Origin of the sequence: Flavobacterium chilense, assembly GCF_001602525.1 — a bacterium.
Classification (GTDB): domain Bacteria; phylum Bacteroidota; class Bacteroidia; order Flavobacteriales; family Flavobacteriaceae; genus Flavobacterium; species Flavobacterium chilense.
Map to the genome: position 1 here is coordinate 1 of NZ_LSYT01000013.1, position 19,596 is coordinate 19,596.

Annotated in this window: 17 protein-coding genes and 2 tRNA genes; 9 read left to right on the forward strand and 10 right to left on the reverse strand. The window is 31.2% G+C overall.

The annotated features are described in order from the left end of the window. A partial coding sequence (locus A4F88_RS23230; RefSeq protein ID WP_156062677.1) for a T9SS type B sorting domain-containing protein occupies positions 1-1,434 on the forward strand: 1,434 nt, incomplete at its 5' end. 153 nt (positions 1,435-1,587) lie between these two features. Here the strand turns inward: A4F88_RS23230 and A4F88_RS23235 are convergent. The 4 genes from A4F88_RS23235 to A4F88_RS23250 all read right to left on the reverse strand — a co-directional run bounded on the left by A4F88_RS23235 (position 1,588) and on the right by A4F88_RS23250 (position 6,424). Beyond that, a complete protein-coding gene (locus tag A4F88_RS23235; RefSeq protein ID WP_068845269.1) occupies positions 1,588-2,604 on the reverse strand; it encodes a helix-turn-helix domain-containing protein in 1,017 nt (338 codons plus the stop codon). A 63-nt stretch (positions 2,605-2,667) separates the two neighbouring features. After that, positions 2,668-3,648, reverse strand: coding sequence for a helix-turn-helix domain-containing protein (locus A4F88_RS23240; RefSeq protein WP_068845271.1), 981 nt, complete (start codon positions 3,646-3,648; stop codon positions 2,668-2,670). A gap of 349 nt (positions 3,649-3,997) precedes the next feature. Continuing rightward, positions 3,998-5,326, reverse strand: coding sequence for a sigma-54-dependent transcriptional regulator (locus tag A4F88_RS23245; protein ID WP_068845273.1), 1,329 nt, complete (start codon positions 5,324-5,326; stop codon positions 3,998-4,000). Positions 5,327-5,332: 6 nt separating this feature from the next. Then, entirely contained in the window at positions 5,333-6,424 is a 1,092-nt protein-coding gene (locus tag A4F88_RS23250; protein WP_068845275.1) for a sensor histidine kinase, read from the reverse strand. A 452-nt stretch (positions 6,425-6,876) separates the two neighbouring features. Between A4F88_RS23250 and A4F88_RS23255 the strand changes: the two genes are divergently transcribed. Beyond that, positions 6,877-7,410, forward strand: coding sequence for a YcxB family protein (locus tag A4F88_RS23255; RefSeq protein WP_068845277.1), 534 nt, complete (start codon positions 6,877-6,879; stop codon positions 7,408-7,410). Positions 7,411-7,456: 46 nt separating this feature from the next. Beyond that, positions 7,457-7,909: a hypothetical protein gene (locus tag A4F88_RS23260; RefSeq protein WP_068845279.1), complete on the forward strand. Its 453-nt coding sequence runs from the start codon at positions 7,457-7,459 to the stop codon at positions 7,907-7,909. A gap of 236 nt (positions 7,910-8,145) precedes the next feature. Here A4F88_RS23260 and A4F88_RS23265 read toward each other — a convergent pair whose 3' ends face one another. Next, positions 8,146-9,240, reverse strand: coding sequence for a Ppx/GppA phosphatase family protein (locus tag A4F88_RS23265; RefSeq protein ID WP_068845281.1), 1,095 nt, complete (start codon positions 9,238-9,240; stop codon positions 8,146-8,148). 342 nt (positions 9,241-9,582) lie between these two features. Beyond that, positions 9,583-9,654, reverse strand: a tRNA-Glu gene (locus A4F88_RS23270). A gap of 483 nt (positions 9,655-10,137) precedes the next feature. Here A4F88_RS23270 and A4F88_RS23275 point away from each other — a divergent pair. After that, entirely contained in the window at positions 10,138-12,150 is a 2,013-nt protein-coding gene (locus A4F88_RS23275) for a M13 family metallopeptidase (RefSeq protein ID WP_068845283.1), read from the forward strand. A 143-nt stretch (positions 12,151-12,293) separates the two neighbouring features. Here A4F88_RS23275 and A4F88_RS23280 read toward each other — a convergent pair whose 3' ends face one another. Together A4F88_RS23280 and A4F88_RS23285 are read right to left on the reverse strand one after the other, a co-directional pair. After that, the gene (locus tag A4F88_RS23280; protein WP_068845285.1) at positions 12,294-12,773 is read right to left on the reverse strand and encodes a hypothetical protein; all 480 of its coding nucleotides are present in this window, start codon (positions 12,771-12,773) and stop codon (positions 12,294-12,296) included. Positions 12,774-13,004: 231 nt separating this feature from the next. Continuing rightward, the gene (locus A4F88_RS23285; protein ID WP_068845462.1) at positions 13,005-13,412 is read right to left on the reverse strand and encodes a helix-turn-helix domain-containing protein; all 408 of its coding nucleotides are present in this window, start codon (positions 13,410-13,412) and stop codon (positions 13,005-13,007) included. A gap of 299 nt (positions 13,413-13,711) precedes the next feature. Here A4F88_RS23285 and A4F88_RS23290 point away from each other — a divergent pair, with 299 nt between their 5' ends. From A4F88_RS23290 to A4F88_RS23300, 3 genes are all read left to right on the forward strand, one after another. Further along, entirely contained in the window at positions 13,712-14,257 is a 546-nt protein-coding gene (locus A4F88_RS23290) for a lysozyme inhibitor LprI family protein (protein WP_068845287.1), read from the forward strand. A gap of 141 nt (positions 14,258-14,398) precedes the next feature. Then, complete coding sequence (locus A4F88_RS23295) at positions 14,399-15,094, forward strand: hypothetical protein (RefSeq protein ID WP_068845289.1); 696 nt, start codon at positions 14,399-14,401, stop codon at positions 15,092-15,094. Further along, positions 15,091-16,095, forward strand: a complete 1,005-nt coding sequence (locus A4F88_RS23300; protein ID WP_082815842.1) for an ADP-ribosylglycohydrolase family protein — start codon at positions 15,091-15,093, stop codon at positions 16,093-16,095. Before A4F88_RS23295 ends, A4F88_RS23300 begins: the two co-directional genes overlap by 4 nt. 220 nt (positions 16,096-16,315) lie before the next feature. On the opposite strand, the gene A4F88_RS23305 is transcribed toward A4F88_RS23300, so the two are convergent. Both A4F88_RS23305 and A4F88_RS23310 read right to left on the reverse strand, forming a co-directional pair. After that, entirely contained in the window at positions 16,316-16,672 is a 357-nt protein-coding gene (locus tag A4F88_RS23305; RefSeq protein WP_068845292.1) for a hypothetical protein, read from the reverse strand. Positions 16,673-16,801: 129 nt separating this feature from the next. Further along, positions 16,802-16,874, reverse strand: a tRNA-Met gene (locus A4F88_RS23310). Between the two features lie 116 nt (positions 16,875-16,990). Here A4F88_RS23310 and era point away from each other — a divergent pair. After that, positions 16,991-17,872 (forward strand): GTPase Era, encoded by an 882-nt coding sequence (gene era, locus A4F88_RS23315; RefSeq protein WP_068845468.1) that lies wholly within the window; start codon positions 16,991-16,993, stop codon positions 17,870-17,872. A gap of 340 nt (positions 17,873-18,212) precedes the next feature. Next, the gene (gene der / locus A4F88_RS23320; protein WP_068845294.1) at positions 18,213-19,520 is read left to right on the forward strand and encodes a ribosome biogenesis GTPase Der; all 1,308 of its coding nucleotides are present in this window, start codon (positions 18,213-18,215) and stop codon (positions 19,518-19,520) included. The last annotated feature ends 76 nt before the right edge of the window (positions 19,521-19,596 follow it).

Below are 19,596 nucleotides of genomic sequence, written 5' to 3' on the forward strand. Positions count from 1 at the left end.
ATCACAGGAACTACCACTACAGTTTTTCCAATCACAACTCAGGGTACAACAATAGTGACTTGGAAATTTGATGATGGTAACGGAAACATAACTACAGCAGATCAAAACGTCATCATCAAAGATATCACCGCACCAATTGTTCCTGTATTCGTAGATGTCACAGGTGAATGTTCAGTTACTTTGACAGCACCAACCACAACAGATAACTGTTCTGGAATTATCACTGGAACCACCACAACTCAGTTTCCAATTACAGCTGCTGGGACAACAATGGTTACCTGGATATTTAATGATGGAAACGGAAATATTGCAACAGCAAACCAAAATGTAATTATAAATACAATTGTATTAACCGAAGCAGAAATTACAACCTGTCTTATAAATAAATCAGAATATACAGTGACACTCTCTGTAAGCGGACAGGCACCTTACACTGCAACAGGAACAGGAGCACCAGGGACATGGTCAGGAAATATCTGGACATCAGGAACTATATCTTCTAATACCAATTACAATGTAAACATTCAGGATAAATATGCATGTAATACAATAAATGTATCAGGAGTCGCTCCTAATTGTTGTGTTTTTAGTGTAATTTGTCCAACTTTTACACCAACAACAGTATCATGTTATGATCAGTTGCCAAAAGCAACAAATCTCACTATTGCAGAATTTAAGACATTAGGAAAGGGAAACGGAAATATTACGAATACTTGCGGCGTAATCGAAATCACCGCTTTCAATAGTCCTGATCAAGGTTGTAATGCCAGTATAACCAGAACGTATACCATTACTGAATATGAGGATGCCAATAATAATGGAAAGCATGATATAGGAGAAACCACGATACTTAATAGTGCAGTTTGTACCCAAATAATCAATGTACATGATACCATAGCGCCGGTTTTCACAGAAACCTTACCCGAGGCTATTATAAACACAGACTGTCAAACAATTCCGGAAGCGATGATCTTAACGGCAACAGATAACTGTAGTACAGCAGTCGTTAATTATACCGAAACAAAAGAGGAAGGAGACTGCAGCAGCAGATATTCTTTGATGAGAACCTGGGTAGCTTCTGACAGCTGTGGGAATGAGAATAAATTTGTACAAACCATAAATGTTTCGTGTCTGCCAAATATTTACAATGCGATATCTCCAAATTCAGACGGATTAAATGACACTTTTAAAATTGAAGGTATTGATTGTTTTCCAAACAACACAGTTAAAATATACAATCGTTATGGTGTTGTTGTGTATGAGAAAAAAGGCTATGACAACATTACTCATCCTTTTGAAGGACTTTCAGACGGACGCTCTACCATAAAAAAATCAGATAAACTTCCAACCGGGACATATTTCTATACACTGGAATATGATGATAATGGTAAAAAGGTAAGTAAGTCTGGGTATTTATATGTAAGTAATCAGTAAGTATTTTAAGGAAAGTTGCTTATCTTCAGTGCTAATGCATGGGGGATGCAGAACAGGCGGAGAATTTATCATAATAATTTTGTAAAACTTCAAAAAAAGACCATTAAAATATTTTACTGGTCTTTTTTTGAAGTTTATGAGTAAAAATGATAATCAGTATGCGTTTTCACTTACTCGTAACTTGCTTTTTATAAAATCATCTGCTGGCTTTTTCTTGAAGAACTTAAGATACTTGGCAGAAAAATAACTTAATTTACTATAATTCAATTCATATATAACTTCAGTAAGAGAATGAAATTCTCCACTTGCCAAAAGAGTTTGTCCAAGCTTCATTTTTTCTGTAATAAAAAAATTCTGTGGTGTTTTGCCATAACATTTTTTAAATAACATTTTAAATTTAGACTCAGACATTCCTGCCATTGCTGCCAGAAAAGTTACAGAAGGAAACGGACCATATAAGTTATTAAGAAGATAAAGTTTCGTTTTAAAAATAGATTCATTATCCGCTTCAGTCATAATTTCACCTTTTTTAGTTTCCATTTCATAAAACTTATTGAAAAAATTACCTAATAATTTTAAGGAAACTCCTTTAAGAAGAGAATCGAAAGGAAGATCATGTACCGATTTATTTTTGATTGACTGAATTAAAAGGACACTATTGCTGTCAGTATGTCCATAATGAAAAAAAGTTTTTTTGCCGGAATTCGTTTTCGTTTTTAATAATACTTTATTAGAATATTTTGCTATAAAATCAGAAAGAAATTTTTTATCAACGAGTATACGTATGGCAATAGTTTTTTCATTTGTCACAGGTTCAAAAGAGCTTTCAATTACATTATCAATAATAGCGAGATCTAATTTATCATATGACCCAATTTCATAATTCTTATTATTGATCTTTATTAAATTAGTATGTTCGCTTAAATCGAAATGAAAAACATATAATTGTTCTTCTGATTTCCGCCTCATTATTTTTAAAGGTTTAGTAAGTATAAAATCGATAAACACTACTGAGATACCTGGCATGATCTGAGTAAAGTAAAACTGTCCCTGTCCAATTTCTTTCGGAATCGGAATAATTTTCTTATCGATAATTTTAACTTTTAACTGATCTGCAATCTCTTGCATCCATTCAGGTGTTAAACTATAATAATGAGTAATTCTTTTCATATGACATTCTGTTTTAATACTGGAAGAATTATTTTTGTTGTATCTGAATATATTAAAAGCATTTTATATTTGTTGAATGAATGCCTTAGGGCTTATTCCAAAATGCTTTTTGAATTTTGAAGCAAAATAAGAGTTGTTTGTAAAGTTTAATCTGTTAGAAATTTGAGATACTGTAAACTGCTTGGTTTCTAACAATTCTTTTGCATGCAACAATTTATTATCTATAAAAAAACCGTTTGGTGTATTTCCGGTAATTTTATTAAAAAGGTTTTTAAATTTAGACTCTGACATGTTTGCTTTTTCAGCCAGTAGTTTTATACTTGGGAAATGATCTTCAATATTATCAGTCAAATACATTTGAGTAGATATGATAGTGTTTAAATCCTGCTTATTTACAGTTTGAATGATAATACGTTTGGTAGCAATCTTTTTTAAATAATTAGAGATCAGCATATGCACAGTTCCAATTAAGTTTAAATCAAATATTGGTCCTCCAACCTTATATTTTCTCAGATCATCCAAGATGTGAAACGTTTCGCTGCTCATTCTGTCAAATCGTATAATAGTATTTTGTTCGGGATCTAATAATTTATCAATATGAGGTAAATCAATATTGTTTTTTTGAGCATAGGCTTCAATTATACCTTTCTTAATAAAAATGCATAAAGCAAAGGTTTTACTGCCTCTGTTTACATTATAATTAGAATCTAGTGCACCATCAATAACAGATAAATTATATTGCCATTTGCTTACATTATACATAAAGTTATGTCCTGATACTATAGCTTCTCCTTCTGTAAGATTATAATAATATCCCACAAAATCTTTTTTAAGGTTTTTTTGTATCAGATGTAGATTCTTTTTGTATTCTACATCAATATAATAAGCTACAATCCCTTCTTCACATTTCAAAAAATAACGGGTTCCTGTTTGGATATCTTCCGGAACGATGATAAAATTGCCTTCTACCTTTCCTCCAAATTGTTCTGCTAAATTTTCTACCCAATCAAGATCTGCGCTATAATAATGTTCAATTGTTTTCATAGGCTGATTTATTTATATAAAGTTAATGTTTTTTGTTAAAATGCTGAATAATAGTGAATTAAAAATTATCAGGACTACAAATCCTTTTCTTAGATAAGGTTTGTAATCGATTTGAAATAGACATATTTCACCTTTAATGCACAGTGGTTTTGCATTTTTAAGGCATTAATAAAATTATAGGATAAATCTTATTTTGTTATTTTATTGGCTTATAGTAGACAAATGACGTGCCGAATATTTTATATTTTTTACTTTGTATTGATAATCAATTTGTTAGGTTTTTTCGATTTCAATACACAATATTTAGGCATAAGGAGAATTTACTCATGAGTGGAGTAAATCCCCTTTTTTAGATTATTTTTTGATTTAACGTCTTCCTGTCAATTTGTAGAATTCTTGCAGCTTGTGTTTTATTGTTGCCAACAGCAGTCAATACTTTTAAAATTTGATCCTTTTCGTACTCCTTCAGTGATTTAAAAGAATCTTTTTTCTCTGATAAATGATATTTAAGATGTTCTGGTACATTTTGCAGTGTGATAATGTCATCACTCAAAATAATCATGCGCTGGATTATATTTTCCAGTTCACGTATATTACCTGGCCAGGAGTAACGATGTAATACTTTGTAAACTTTATCATCCATTACAATTTGAGGTTTATTGTATTCGATGCAGTATTTAGAAATAAAACTATCTGCTAACAACACAATATCATCTATACGGTCTCTTAACGGAGCTGTTTTTATATTGACAACATTAATGCGATAATATAAATCTTCTCTAAATGTACCTTTTACCACCATTTGATAAAGATCATTGTTCGTAGCTGATATTATTCTGATGTCTATTTTTTCAGGAATAGTAGATCCTATTCGGGTGATTTCTTTTTCCTGTAAAACACGCAAAAGCCTTGTTTGAACAGCCATAGGAGCATTACCAATTTCATCCAGAAAAATAGTGCCTCCGTTTGCTGCCTGAAATAAACCAATTTTAGATTCAGTTGCGCCAGTAAAAGAACCTTTTGTAAAACCAAATAATTCAGATTCCATTAAGTTCTCAGGGATACCTCCGCAGTTAACTACTATAAATGGCATTTTGGCCAACTCACCCTTATTATGTATTGCTTTTGCAATTAATTCTTTTCCTGTGCCGGTTTCTCCTTCGATTAATACATTTGCCTTATTATTGCTGACGCGCTTGATAATATCAACTAAGTCTTTAAATTGTTTAGACTGTCCAATTATGCCGGCATAACTATTCTCATCAGAAGCAGCAATAGAAAAATTTGTTGAGTCTAGACTATTTTTAATTTTTAAAAGCGATAATTGAACTGCTTTATAAAGCTCCTCTGCGGTAAAAGGCTTGATTAAATATTCTAAAGCTCCAGATTTTATGGCATCAATAGCATTATCTATAGATGGCATTCCGGTTATAACTAATTTAGGCAATAGCGGGAAATGTTCTTCGGCATATTTAAGTAACTCTAATCCATCAATTTCAGGCATATTAAGATCTGTAATTAATAGATCAATAGGATGTTCTTTTAATATTTCAGTTGCTTCCGTAACCGAAGAAGCTTTATAAGTACGAAAGTGTAAGTTTTTTATATGACGCTGAACGAGATCCAGCATTTCATAATTGTCATCTACAATAAGTATATTTTGTTTTTTTGAATTCATTCTGCATTAACTTAAAGGCAATCTAATTTTAAATATTGTTCCTGTGGGAGAATTATCCTGAACTGTTATTTCTCCGTTATGGTTTTTGATGATTCCGTGAACAACACTAAGTCCAAGTCCGGAACCTTCTTTTGTATTTTTTGTGGTAAAAAAAGGCTCGAATATTCGGGGTTTAATATTTTCCGGAATTCCGGAGCCTTGATCTTCAATAGTTATATATAAGTTCTCCTGATCATTTTCAATAATTATTTTTATAGTGCTATTTTTAGGCGATGCATGTACGGCATTTATGGTCAGATTAAAAAGAGCCTGAGTTATTTGTACCGAATCAACTTTTATAGTGCTAATAGTATTCTTAAAAATAAGTTCACCCTTGATTCCATTTTTCTGAAAATTTTGTTTTAAAAACGACCAGACAAAAATGATGATAGGTTTAATCTCTTCCACTTTTAGCTGACTCGGCATTTCGCACGAAAAAAACATTAGTTTCTTTACGATTTCACGAGTATAAATTACCGAGTTGATAATAGTTTTTATATCTGAATCGATTTCAGGATTAGTATTGCTCCGTGCAATTAATTCGGCATAACCTAAAATATTTCCCAAAGGATTATTTAGTTCGTGAGCAATTGTGGCGGCCATTTCACCAATACCAGAGAGCCGGTCCATTCGTTCGAGAGCTCTTCGTAAAGAAGCTTTTCTTTCTAAAACGAGAAATTTTTCAATATAATTTTCAATTTCAATTGCAACAGTGTCCAGAAGTTTTTGTTCATCATCCAGAAACGGATCCTCACTATATTTTTCTTTGGGATAATGCACCTTTATAAAACCCTGATCCATTTCAGCTATTGGAATAATACTAATCTGAGATATAGTGTTTTTGGGCAATTTAGAAGTTGATAAATTATAATGAAGAACCTGTATTTCTATAATAGCATCGTCATTAAATCTCCAGGCCTTTTTAACGCTGTTGATTATATTTCTTAAAACATCTGTATCTAAGCTATGAGCGAGTGATATTATTTTTGATATCTCATAAAGACAAGTTAATTCCTTTACTCTTTCTGTAAGTTTTTCGTTTAGGGCTAAAGATTTCATTTTGTAAGAAATTGTTTATATTGATTTTAAATTGCGATCAAAAGTAATTAAATATTTCAGTTGTAATACTTAATTTAGTGTTATAATTTAACTATTTGAAAATAAAATAAATATGAATTATTTTTGTGTCTTATTGTAATACTTTTTTGACTTATTGCGGTTGTTTTTTCGATTATTTTTAGATAATAAAAAACGCTTAAAAGACGATTATTTAAGTTTTGACCAAAAAATAATTCTTACAATTAAATTTATCAGCATTTGTTTTTTGTTGAGTGGGTATTTAGCAAGAAAGAGTTTTAAAAAAGCACATTAAGGTTTCTCTGCTTTTTACATTTTCGTGGTTAAATAAAAGTCTTATAATGATAGTATTATGTCTGCTAGGGATCTTTTAGAATTATTCCTTGAAGTAATTTTGCTTTTAAATCCTAAGGTAGAATTTTATACTAAATAATATGAATAGTTCTGATTTTTCATTACAATTTGGACTAAATGTTTCTGAGATACAAAAATTGAATAAAATGTATTTTGAGAATATTTATAAGGATAGAATTTTGTTAGCTTCTTGTGCCGTATTATTTTTTGTAATCTTTTTTGATTTAAGAAGTGAGTATGATTTAATCGAATGGATCATAAGAAGCCTGGCTCTGATTATATTTTTTCTAATGGTCCAGTATTCTTTTGTGAATTCAGTTTGCAAAATCATTTTTCGGCTTGCAAAACGATTTTTAAAGTCAGAGCGGTTTGTCAATAAATATAGATTCCATTTTACTGGTTCTTTTATTTGTATTCATTCGCCTTTGGGTGATTTTACTCATAAATGGAGCAAAATTGAAAAAGCAATACTAACTAAGGATTTTTTGTTTCTCTACTTCAAAGAGAGAAACGGTTACATCGTTTCTATTTCGAATAAAGGTTCTAACAAAAGAAACATGGATGAATTGATTTCTTTTGTCGAAAACAATGTAATTCATATTATAAAAGTATAGTAGTTATAGCTTAAATAAAAAGATTAAATAATAAATCTGAGGAGATATGATTAAGAAAGAAAGAGTTTTAGTTCGTGATAATAAAGGGATTTTTTTAAAAATGTTTAAAAGAAAATTCAAAAATGAATTTGATTTTTCTGAAGATTCTTTTTTACTGGAAGATGAAAATAATAAAAGTGATTTTGATAGGTCTATATTTGTAGTATATGATAATTCAGAATTATTGAATTTTTTTGAATTAGATCATAAAGGAACCAATGTCATGGTTTGTTTATTTAATAAAAATCTACACAATAGTTTCTCTTTTATAGAAGGTATTAAAGATTTGATATTAATAGACGCTTCGAAAACCAGAACTGAAGTCTTTGAAGACTTAAAAGAGTACTTTAAAAACTCTTCTAACTTAATTCCAAAATTACCTCAAATGAAATTTGGAAAAGGGAATATGCCTAAAGCACAATTTGATAATTTTCAGAAAGCTTTATATTTTATGATGTAATTTGAAAAGCTCTTTTTTTAAGAAAAGAACATTTTTAGTAATCGAACAAATTTAAAACTAGCAATGAAATATAGTTTTTGTAATTTATAAAGAAACAGATTTAAAAATTTCTCTGCTATTGTAAATACAAGTTCAGAATAAATTAAACAGCAAAGCCTCAGAGAAATCTGAGGCTTTGCTGTAATAGTTCTACAGGGCAATTCCCGAACTGTTCAAATATTTTAAAGGAGATACTTTTAAAAATTAGTATTTACTTTTTTAGAACGATCTGCAATGTATGAGATAAGCCAGATTACTTGTCCTTCTTTTACAAAATATATTTTCTTTGACTCTAAATTTGGAATACTTTCAAGACATGTTACTAATATGTTGTTTGCCGAAATTAGATACTTTTGATCATAAGTACTTAAAACTCTGGCAACCTCTTTATTTGTTTTTGCCAGGTTGCTAAACTTCGTAAAGTTGTTTTTTAGAATTGCGTCATAATCGATAACATCCTGTAAGCTCAAAGTAACATAGTGCTCTTTTACGTCTTCATTATAATAAAGAGTAGAGAATGCCCAAACCGCTCCACCAGATAAATATAATTTATCCTTTTTTTCTAAAGGAGGATTTGCAGCAAACATTTCTTTTGTTTTTTTGCGCAAAACTGGGTTAAAGTCGAATGATTTTTCCTGATACTTTGACATATCATTAACCTGACTTTTATTTACTACCGTTTTTTCAACTGCATCAGTAAGTGTCATGGTACCAAAATCAAGTGATAAAGGTATAAACTCTAATTTGTTGTCTTTAAGCTCATCGATATAACCTCCTTTTGTGGTTTGAGCTCCAATATCAAGAAGAAAAGCGTTAGCATAATCAACCGGTGGTATAGCGCCTTTTACAAGTGTTTTAGCTTCTTCGTTTACATTAAGTATTTCAAGGTCCTTGTTGGTTAGCGAAGTAATTTTATTTCTTAAAACATCAATATTACGAGCAGATGTAAAAACAGGAGCCGCTACGATAAAAATATTTTCTTCGAGAAGTTTGTAATCAGTTCTTATTTTTTTCAATTGATCAACAACAGTAATAGCAGTTTTGTTGATGTCTTCCTGAGGTAATTCACCGTAAGAAGCAATATGATCAGCAAAACTAATTCTTTCAGTCGCAAAGTAAAGAATCTTATAATCTGCTTTTTTAATGTTATTTACATCAATAACAGAAACTTTTATTGCTCTTCGTCCGATTTCAATTCCGGCATAAATACTTTTTTGAGAAAAAGAGTTAATGGAAAAAAATAAATTTAAAAGAATAAAAAATAGAATTTGGGATTTGTTTTTCTTAAACATTGGATTTAATTATTGTTATAATATAATTTTTGAATTATGATTTTACGATAAATATGTGAAAGTCATAATTTTGAATTAAAAATAAAGGGTTTCAATACGAGATCGCAAATTTATAAAAACATTTACGAATATAAACTCAGTTATTAAGAAAACATATTATTAAATTATTAAGGTCTTGTTTTGATGTAAATGGTATAGGTTTTTGTGTTTCTAAACATATAGAAGAGAATAACAATTTAACAATCAATTCAGATTTTATATTGTTTTAATTAAAAAGAAAAATCAGAAAATGATTAAAACAAAAAAAGCTCCAGATTTCTCTGAAGCTTTTGTCTTGCTAAGTAGTCCGTGGGGGAATCGAACCCCCCTTACCAGGATGAAAACCTGGCGTCCTAACCGATAGACGAACGGACCTGTTTTGCTAATGCGGGTGCAAAGGTGCAAATATTTTTGATATACACAAAAATATTTTTTCAAAAAATATTTTAAAATTAACGCACAGAGTAAGCAATTAATCAGGGATAAATGTGCTATATTCTATGTATTTATTTGATTAATAATTGATTGTTTTTACAATGAATTAAAAAATAAACAAGTTTTTTCTTTTTATGAAGAAATAATAATTTTTTAAAAATATTGAAATTTATTCGTTTTGAAAGAATATTCTTTTTTATTAAATATAGGTTTAGTTTAAAACAACAATTTTATAAGACTTTCAGTTTTCAATTCTCTGCTTATCATTCTTATTTTTAGAAGTGGTAATTCTCACAAAAAACTTTAGAATTAAAAACTGAATTCGTATATTGTTCTGCTAAAATTGATTATGCCAGACATATACATTTTTAAATAGCTACTTTCAAAATTTTTTCAGTTCATTTAATAGAAATCATCTAGATTATGAAAAATTCCTTAATGCTCTTCATTGCATTCTTAGCTTTTACAGCGTGCTCCAAACATCAAGAAAAAAAACATGTCGCTATCACTGGAATAGATTCTACATTGCGACCAGGTAATGATTTTTTTAAATATGTAAATGGCAAATGGTACGATTCTGTACAAATACCCGCATCTCAAACCGGAGTAGGTGCCTATATGTTTATGAATTTCCCACAACGAATACGCCTGCAGGGAATATTGGATAGTATTTCTAAAAGTAAGAATTCAGCAGGAAGTATAGCGCAAAAGGTAGGAGACTTTTATGCATCAGGTATGGATACTGTAACTATTAACAAACGCGGTTATGAACCTATCAAGCCACTACTGGCCAAAATTGAAGCAATTAGCGATTTACCGTCTTTAATGAACTTTGTAGTTAATGAAGAAAAAACAGGTAATTCTTCTATTATAGCTTTTGGAGTTTCACCTGATGAAAAAAACAGCAAAATGAACATTGCTCAACTCTATCAAACAGGTATCGGATTACCTGACAGGGATTATTATTTCAAATCAGATTCATCGACTGTTGCCATACAGGCATCATACAAAAAATACCTTGCTGCATTGTTTCAACAAACAGGCAGTAATGCCGAAGAAGCTAAAAAGAATGCTAATTTGGTTTACGATATCGACAAACAACTTGCCGGTGCGCATAAAACAAAAGTTGAACTTCGCGATGTGCAGGCAAATTATAATAAAATGGCTGTGGCAGATCTTGTAAAAAGACACCCCAACATAGACTGGACTACTTTTTTAAATAGTTTAGGGGCTAAAACCGATTTTATTAATGTTGGTCAGCCTGCCTATTATGATGCTCTTAATAAACTATTAAAAACCATCCCTGTTAATAATTGGAAAATTTACCTGAAAGCAAATTCTTTAGAAAGATATGCAGATGATTTAAGTAAACCTTTTGTAGATGCGTCATTTGAGTATACCAAAGTGCTTTCTGGTCAGGCAGTTCAAAAATCACGTGGCGAAAAGATGGCTAATGTTGTTGATGGTTATCTGGGCGAAGCGCTGGGTGAATTATATGTAAAGAAATATTTTTCAGAAGATGCGAAAAAACGCATGTTAGTTCTCGTGAATAATTTGCAAAAAGCCTATGCAGAAAGAATTGATAAGTTGGAATGGATGAGCCCTGTTACGAAACAAAAAGCCAAAGAAAAATTGTTTGCCATTACTAAGAAAATAGGATATCCAGATAAATGGAGAGATTATAGTAATGTACATATAGCCAGAAACACGTATTTTGAGAATATGATTTCGGCGGCTACAGCTGCATATCAATTTCAATTGGCAAAATTGGGCAAACCAGTCGATAAATCAGAATGGTATACTACAGTTCCAACAGTTACGGCATATAATAATCCTACTGCAAATGAAATTGTTTTTCCTGCAGGTATTTTACAACCTCCATATTTTGATAATAATGCAGATGATGCGCTTAACTATGGTGGTATCGGGATGGTTATAGGCCACGAAATAACCCATACTTTTGATGATCAGGGTGCTCAATATGATAAAGATGGAAACCTGAAAAACTGGTGGACAAAAGAGGATTATGCACAGTTTAAGTCAAGAATACAACAAGTTATCAATTTGTACAGCACTTATACTGTTTTAGGCGATCTACACATTAATGGCGCAATGACAGTTGGCGAAAACACGGCAGATATTGCTGGAATAGCAGTTGCTTATGATGCTTTTAAAATGACTGAACAAGGAAAAGGAAATACAAAAATTGACGGGTATACTCCAGATCAGCGTTTCTTTATTTCTATAGCCAAAATATGGAGAGTAAAAATGAAAGACGAGTTCCTGCGTTTGTGGATTAATAATAACCCGCATTCTCCACCAAACTGGCGTGTTAATGGCCCTCTAATGAATACAACACCTTTTTACGAAGCATTTAATGTGAAACCGGGTGATAAAATGTTTTTGCCAGAGAAGGATAGAATCACGATTTGGTAATTTCACTTTTTGAAATGTGACCATGAAAAACTGCGCAAATGTTCTGTGAGCTTTGCGCAGTTTTTTTGTTTCTTATAAATCTTAAAAAATATTCAAGTTTTTACATTTTAGTTTAAACCAAAACAAATTCTTGTTGAACAAAGTCAGTCTTCAGGTTTGATTTCTCCATTTGAAAAATCCTCAAGAAACTTCATAGGATCTGTAACAAATTTTAAAGCATTGCTATTTTCGATACTCTCTCTGAAATTATTTATTTGAGGCTCAAATAAATTGTCATTTTGATCTAAAATTAAAAAATCCAATTCTCTGCAAATTGCTAGAAATGGTATAAGAAAACAATTAATATCTCCTCTTAAATCGAGTCGAAATCTAATATGTACAATTACATTTTTGTCTAAATTGTAAGTAACGCCAATATCCGATTTATCGCTCGGCCCCCAACTTTGAAATTGATTCAGACTCCATGATCTTTCTATAAAAGTATCAAGTTTACCAAAGAAGAAGTCTTTATCAATACAAGAAATACTCGACCAATCATGCTCGTAAAGGTCTACTTGATTACTTTTTGAGTATTCGTAAAAACTCCTTGGAATTGCATTATAATCTGCTTGCCAAATTGCCATATAATTTATTTGAAATTTCGTGATTTAGAACGCTAGCGGAAATTTAATGAAAAAATTATAAGAAAAAACAAACTATCAACTAAACTGATTTACCTAATTATTTTAATTGAAATATTAAAGTGATCTAAAACAAAAAAGCTTCGGATTTCTCCGAAGCTTTTTTTGATATTTTTTATAAATGATTATTCCTTAATTTAATATTTCTACATATCAATAAGAATTATTCCGAAATTATTTGGTGATTAATTTTTCAAGCTTCACCATCATTTCGTCTTTTTCTTTAAGCATACGCTCGTATAAAGCAATTTTTTCTTCGTGAAGTTTTAAAACCTCTTGAATAGGGTTAAATACTGGATGTAAATTAATTGCTGAAGCTCCATCTTTAAAATCTGAAAATGTATTCGAAATAATATTAATTGCCTGTTCCTCATCAAAATTCTGAAAAGCTTCAACTGGAATTTTCAAAACTGCCGAGATTTGTTTAAGCAGGTTTTCTTCAATTACATCTTTCTGCTCCAGCATAGAAATTTTCTTTTGATTCCAGTCTTCTCCCAAATCATAAGCTAATGCTTCCTGTTTTATGTTAAGCATTTCTCTAAAACGTTTTACGTTTCTTCCCTGATGTATTTTCTGTTCCATAAATGAATTTAATTTACCGAGGCTCAAAGATAAAGCCATTCGGGTTAAAAAGACTGAATTTCAAAGATAAAAAAATATCCCATAAATATTCCTTTTGTCAGATATTATATCTAAATATAGAATAGTTTATCCATACTAGAACAACTTTCCATCAAGTCAATTTGGGTAATTGACTTGATGGAAAGTTGTTTTTTGTGTTTGGAATGATTTGGCAAATCCGAATAATGGGCTTAATTTAGTCACAAATCCCGCTGTTGTAAAGAGATGTTAGTGGCTAGCTTAGAAAAACCTAATAATATATGAAACACTTTTTTTTATCAATTATTCTTTGTTTTCTGGGAAACATTGCTCTTGGACAAAATAGTCCGAAAGAAATATCTCCGGAAATTTTAAAAAAAATAAAAGCAGAAGTAGAGGCTCAAGTTCCTAAACTAAAACTAAAGCTTAAAAAACAAGAATTAAATCCTGATGAAATAGAATTCAAAATAGATACTTTCCGAATAGAAACAATAGCTTCAAAACGAATGGAAATTGATTATTCAACTACAGGAATGAATATAACAGTTGATGAATTGACTATTGGCTATGATAAGTTACTGAATAAGTATTATGGTAAACTTATGAAATCGTTAAAGGCTGAAGACAAGAAGGTTCTTATTACGGCGCAAAAAGCCTGGTTAGTTTTTCGTGATGCTGAAATTAATTTAATTGGGACAATGACAGCAGATCAATATTCAGGAGGTGGGACAATGCAGTCAAATATACGAATGGGACAATATTCATATTTAGTAATTAAAAGAACTATTGATATTTTTAATTATTATAACGGAATTCTTAAAGATTAATAAAGCTATGTTATAAAAAAAAAACTGAGTCACGAACGGGACGCTCGCGCCAGCAGAGGTAAAAAAAATACTTACAAAATAAACAGAAAGTGACTATAAATAAAATATTAACCACGATTTCGAATTTATTTGGTTTGACCAGTGATAAACAAAAAATATATTTTAATTCCTAAAGAATTTGTTGAAAGCGAGATTCCTGAAATAGATAGCGATGAGTTATATTTATTAAATAATTCTACTGATTTTAAGGTTCAAATTTTTGAAGGAAAACTTAAAGTTGAGGAGTATAAGAGAGATGAAATATGCATATTTCTGTTGCCTAATGGTTATTTAGCAGGAAGCGATGGAGGTGAATTTGGTGGAGGTAAACTTATTTATATTCCAAATGAGAATCCGAAGAATTTCACTATAATTAAAGACGCAGCTATGAGGTATATTTTCAAATTTAAAGATAAAATTTATTTTATCGAAGGATTTTGGAACATGTCATCCCATTATGGAGATCTATATGAACTTGAGATTAAAGGTGATAAATTTACTTATAAGGAACTTGTCAGTTTTCACGATACACCGTTGGCGTACACCATATACCAGGACAAAATTCTAATAGTTACAAATGAGAATTTATATATCCTTACAGATTCTAATAAAGAATCCATTTTTAAAGATAATTTTTTAGACTATTTTTATTCAAACTCAATTGCAGCATTCGATGATGAAAATATATTTATAGGAGTAAGAGGTGGTATCGTAAAGCTCGATCTTATAAACGAAACAGTTAAGTTTTACAAGAATATAAATAAAGACTTTAAAAATATTTCTAAACTCAAGTTATGAAAAAGCGTGAATTTAATTATTCACCCACTGTAGTACTGGAACGTTCCTGCTATTATAAAAACAAAACGATTATGGATCACATTGATAATACATATAGAATTAAAAACGCTAAGAAATCACTATTAGGTGTGTCAATTGGAGATGCATTTGGTGATAGTTTTTTTGGTGATTTAGGCAAAATTTCAGAAAGTATATATTTAAGACAAATACCTGAAACTAAATGGGAGTTTACTGATGACACAGTAATGTCTATTGCTATTTTTGAGGAATTAGAAAGAAATGGTGATATCAATCAAGAAAACTTACTAAAGCAGTTTTGTATCAATCACGATTTAGATACAAATAGAGGTTATGGTGCAACTTTGAGAAGGTTATTAAGAGAAGTTCAAAACGGTGAGAATTGGCGTGAAGTATCAAAAAGAGCATTTGATGGACAAGGTTCGATGGGAAATGGAGCAGCAATGAGAGTTTGTCCAATTGGTGCTTTTCATTTTGACAATTTTCAAAAAGTGAAAGAATTATCAATAAAATCAGCTGAAATTACTCATTCAAATATTGAAGCGATTACAGGTGCTATTGCAATTGCAATTGGTACTGCATTGACAACTCAAATGAAATTGGATAGATGTATATTAACGCCAACTGATTTTATAGATAAAATTTTAAAAGAATTACCAGATAGTGATACAAAGTCAAAGATATCAAAATCTAAAAGTGTATCTTATAATTATCATATTGATACTGTAAAAAGTATTTTAGGCAATGGTCTAAATATGACTGCTCAAGATACAGTGCCTTTTGCAATTTGGTGTACTGCATATAATTTACAAAATTTTGAAGAAGGACTTTGGAAAGCAGTATCTATTTTAGGTGACCGAGATACGATTTGTGCAATTGTTGGAGGAATGTCTATAATGTCATCAGATGATTTAAATATTCCTTATTCTTGGACAAATTCGGTAGAAAGTATTGATAAAAGTATATTTAGAAGAAATGAATAATTTGATTAACAATCTTGCTATCCTAAGTGTTCTTTTAGAAAGCTGTGCGAATGTCTCTGACTTCGCACCCACAATCTAAATCAAATTTTTATAACAAAAAAAGCTTCAGACTTCTCTGGAACTTTTTTTGTTGTAGTGGGAACAGGACTCGAAGTTGTGTTCGCCGAGCTATTGGCTTTCAATAAGATTTTTAATGAACTCTCTTCTAACTCCAGTTTTTTTATTCATTTATTTTATAGACTTCATTTTTGTTCAGTGTTTTACCCCAAACAGAGAATGCCATTATGTCTTTGTTATCACCCAATATTTTCCCTCGCATTTCAAAATTATCAAAAGATAACGTTAGCGTTTCTTTTTCAGTTTCTCGGTAATGCCCTGTCAATACTGTATCTGAAACATTTCCATCATATCTTTTAGCGTTAATAACTTTCGAGCGTAATTCTACCGTGTTATCAAGTTCTCTAAATATTAGACTTTTTTGAATCAAGTATCCGTCAAAGTTTCCACCTCCAACCCAATCAATATATGGTGCTGTTATTCCTTCAAAATATTCCGAATCGTATTTTATCCCAACCATATTTTTAAATCTTTTAATTATTCGGAAATTAAAACAACTTCTCCGTTCGTGAACACAACGAAATGTTAACATAGTTTAAGATAGTTCAAAATCAAAAAAGCTCCAGATTTCTCTGAAGCTTTGTCTTAGTAGCGGGAACAGGACTCGAACCTGTGACCTTCGGGTTATGAGCCCGACGAGCTGCCTACTGCTCTATCCCGCGATGTTTCGGGTGCAAAGATACGTCGATTTTTGAGAAATCCAACGAAAATATTAAAAAATGTTTTATTTTCTCTATTGACTTGATATGACTACCTTTGCACATTAAATATTATGCAAATGTCACATAAAGCAGGTTTTGTAAACATCATCGGTAATCCAAACGTTGGAAAATCAACCTTAATGAACGCTTTTGTTGGAGAAAGATTATCCATCATAACATCAAAAGCACAAACAACACGTCATCGTATTCTTGGAATCGTAAATGGCGAAGATTTTCAGCTCGTATTATCAGATACTCCCGGAATTATAAAACCAGCTTATGAAATGCAGGAGTCGATGATGAACTTCGTAAAATCGGCTTTTGAAGATGCTGATATTTTGGTTTATATGGTCGAAATAGGGGAGCAGGATTTAAAAGATGAAGCTTTCTTTAATAAAATCATTTATGCAAAAATTCCGGTTTTACTATTATTAAATAAAATCGACAATTCGAATCAGGAACAATTAGAGGAGCAGGTTGCTTTTTGGAAAGAAAAAGTACCAAATGCTGAAATTTTCCCAATTTCGGCTTTACAGAATTTTAATGTTCCGGAAGTTTTTGGAAGAATTATAGAATTATTGCCAGAATCTCCTGCTTATTATCCTAAAGATCAATTGACAGATAAACCGGAACGTTTCTTTGTTAATGAAACCATTCGTGAAAAAATCCTATTGAACTACAGTAAAGAGATTCCGTATGCAGTAGAAATTGTAACAGAAGAATTTTTGGAAGATGATAATATTATCAGAATCCGTTCTGTAATTATGGTGGAACGCGATACTCAAAAAGGAATTATTATTGGACATAAAGGTGCGGCTTTAAAGAAAGTTGGAATGGACGCTCGTCTGGATCTGGAGAAATTCTTCGGAAAACAAATTCATATTGAATTGTACGTAAAAGTGAATAAAAACTGGAGAAGCAATGCTAATATGTTGAAACGCTTTGGGTATAATCAATAGTTTATAATTGTTTCAGGTTTCAAGTTTTGTGTTGTGAAATGTTAAACGTAAAATGTTGAATAAAAGTTCTCGAAACCCTGAAGCCTTAGCCCTGATAGAAGTGGAAATCCTTTTGTGGAGCTTTAGCGGAACAAAAGATTGAAACGGATAGCAGGAAACAGCTCCTAAAAATTATACAAATTAAAATAAAAACTTAGGTACTTAGAAACTTAGCAACTTAGCCACTTTTTTACCTACCTTTGCAAAAAATTTAAATAAAGCATTTTAGGTTTATAATTTATTGTGATTTAGTCAAAAACAAAATCTGAAATTGTAAATCTGAAATCTAAAATTCAAAAAAATGAATAACATTGTTGCGATAGTAGGAAGACCTAATGTAGGGAAATCGACCCTTTTTAATAGGCTGATACAAAGAAGAGAAGCTATTGTAGATTCTGTATCTGGGGTTACCCGTGATAGAAACTATGGTAAAAGCGAGTGGAACGGAAAAGAGTTTTCTGTCATTGATACCGGTGGATATGTTCGCGGATCTGATGACGTATTCGAAGGTGAAATCCGTAAACAGGTTGAGCTTGCTATCGATGAAGCCGATGTTATTATTTTTGTAGTTGATGTAGAAGAAGGTATTACACCAATGGATGAAACAGTGGCGAAATTGTTGCGTAAAGTAACTAAGCCTGTTTTATTGGCTGTAAACAAAGTAGATAACGCTATGCGTGAGAAAGATGCAGTTGAATTTTATAATCTAGGTTTAGGAGATTATTTTACTTTTGCAAGTATTTCAGGAAGCGGAACGGGAGATTTATTAGATGCTTTGATCGATGCGTTTCCGGAGAAACCTGAAGTTGAGGTTAAAGAAGATTTACCTCGTTTTGCTGTTGTAGGGCGTCCAAACGCAGGAAAATCAAGCTTTATCAATGCTTTGATTGGTAAAGACCGATATATTGTAACAGATATTGCGGGAACAACGCGTGATGCAATTGATACGAAATTTGACCGTTTTGGTTTTGAATTTAACTTAGTAGATACGGCCGGAATTCGTCGTAAGGCTAAAGTTAAGGAAGATTTAGAGTTTTACTCTGTAATGCGTTCTGTACGTGCGATTGAACATGCTGATATTTGTATTTTGGTTATTGATGCAACCCGCGGATTTGAAGGTCAGGATCAAAGTATCTTCTGGCTGGCAGAGAAAAACCGTAAAGGTGTTGTAATCCTGGTAAACAAATGGGATTTAGTCGAAAAAGATACGATGTCGACTCGTGATTACGAAGAGAAAATCAAAAAAGAATTAATGCCTTTTACAGATGTGCCAATCTTATTTGTTTCGGCTTTAACGAAACAGCGTTTATTGAAAGCATTAGAAGCAACGGTTCAGGTTTTTGAAAACAGAAAACAAAGAATTTCGACTTCAAAATTCAACGAATACATGTTGAAAGTAATCGAAGCATACCCGCCACCAGCAACAAAAGGGAAATATGTAAAAATTAAATATTGTATGCAGTTACCAACTCAAACACCTCAGTTTGTGTTTTTTGCTAATATGCCACAATATGTTAAAGAGCCATATAAAAGATATCTTGAAAATAAGATCAGAGAAAATTGGGATTTTTCAGGAGTGCCAATCGATATTTATATCAGAGAGAAATAAAATTAAAATCCCCGCTACAACGGGGATTTTTTTTTTGCCTTGCCGAAATGGAATAGCGTTACTTAAAAATGGAATG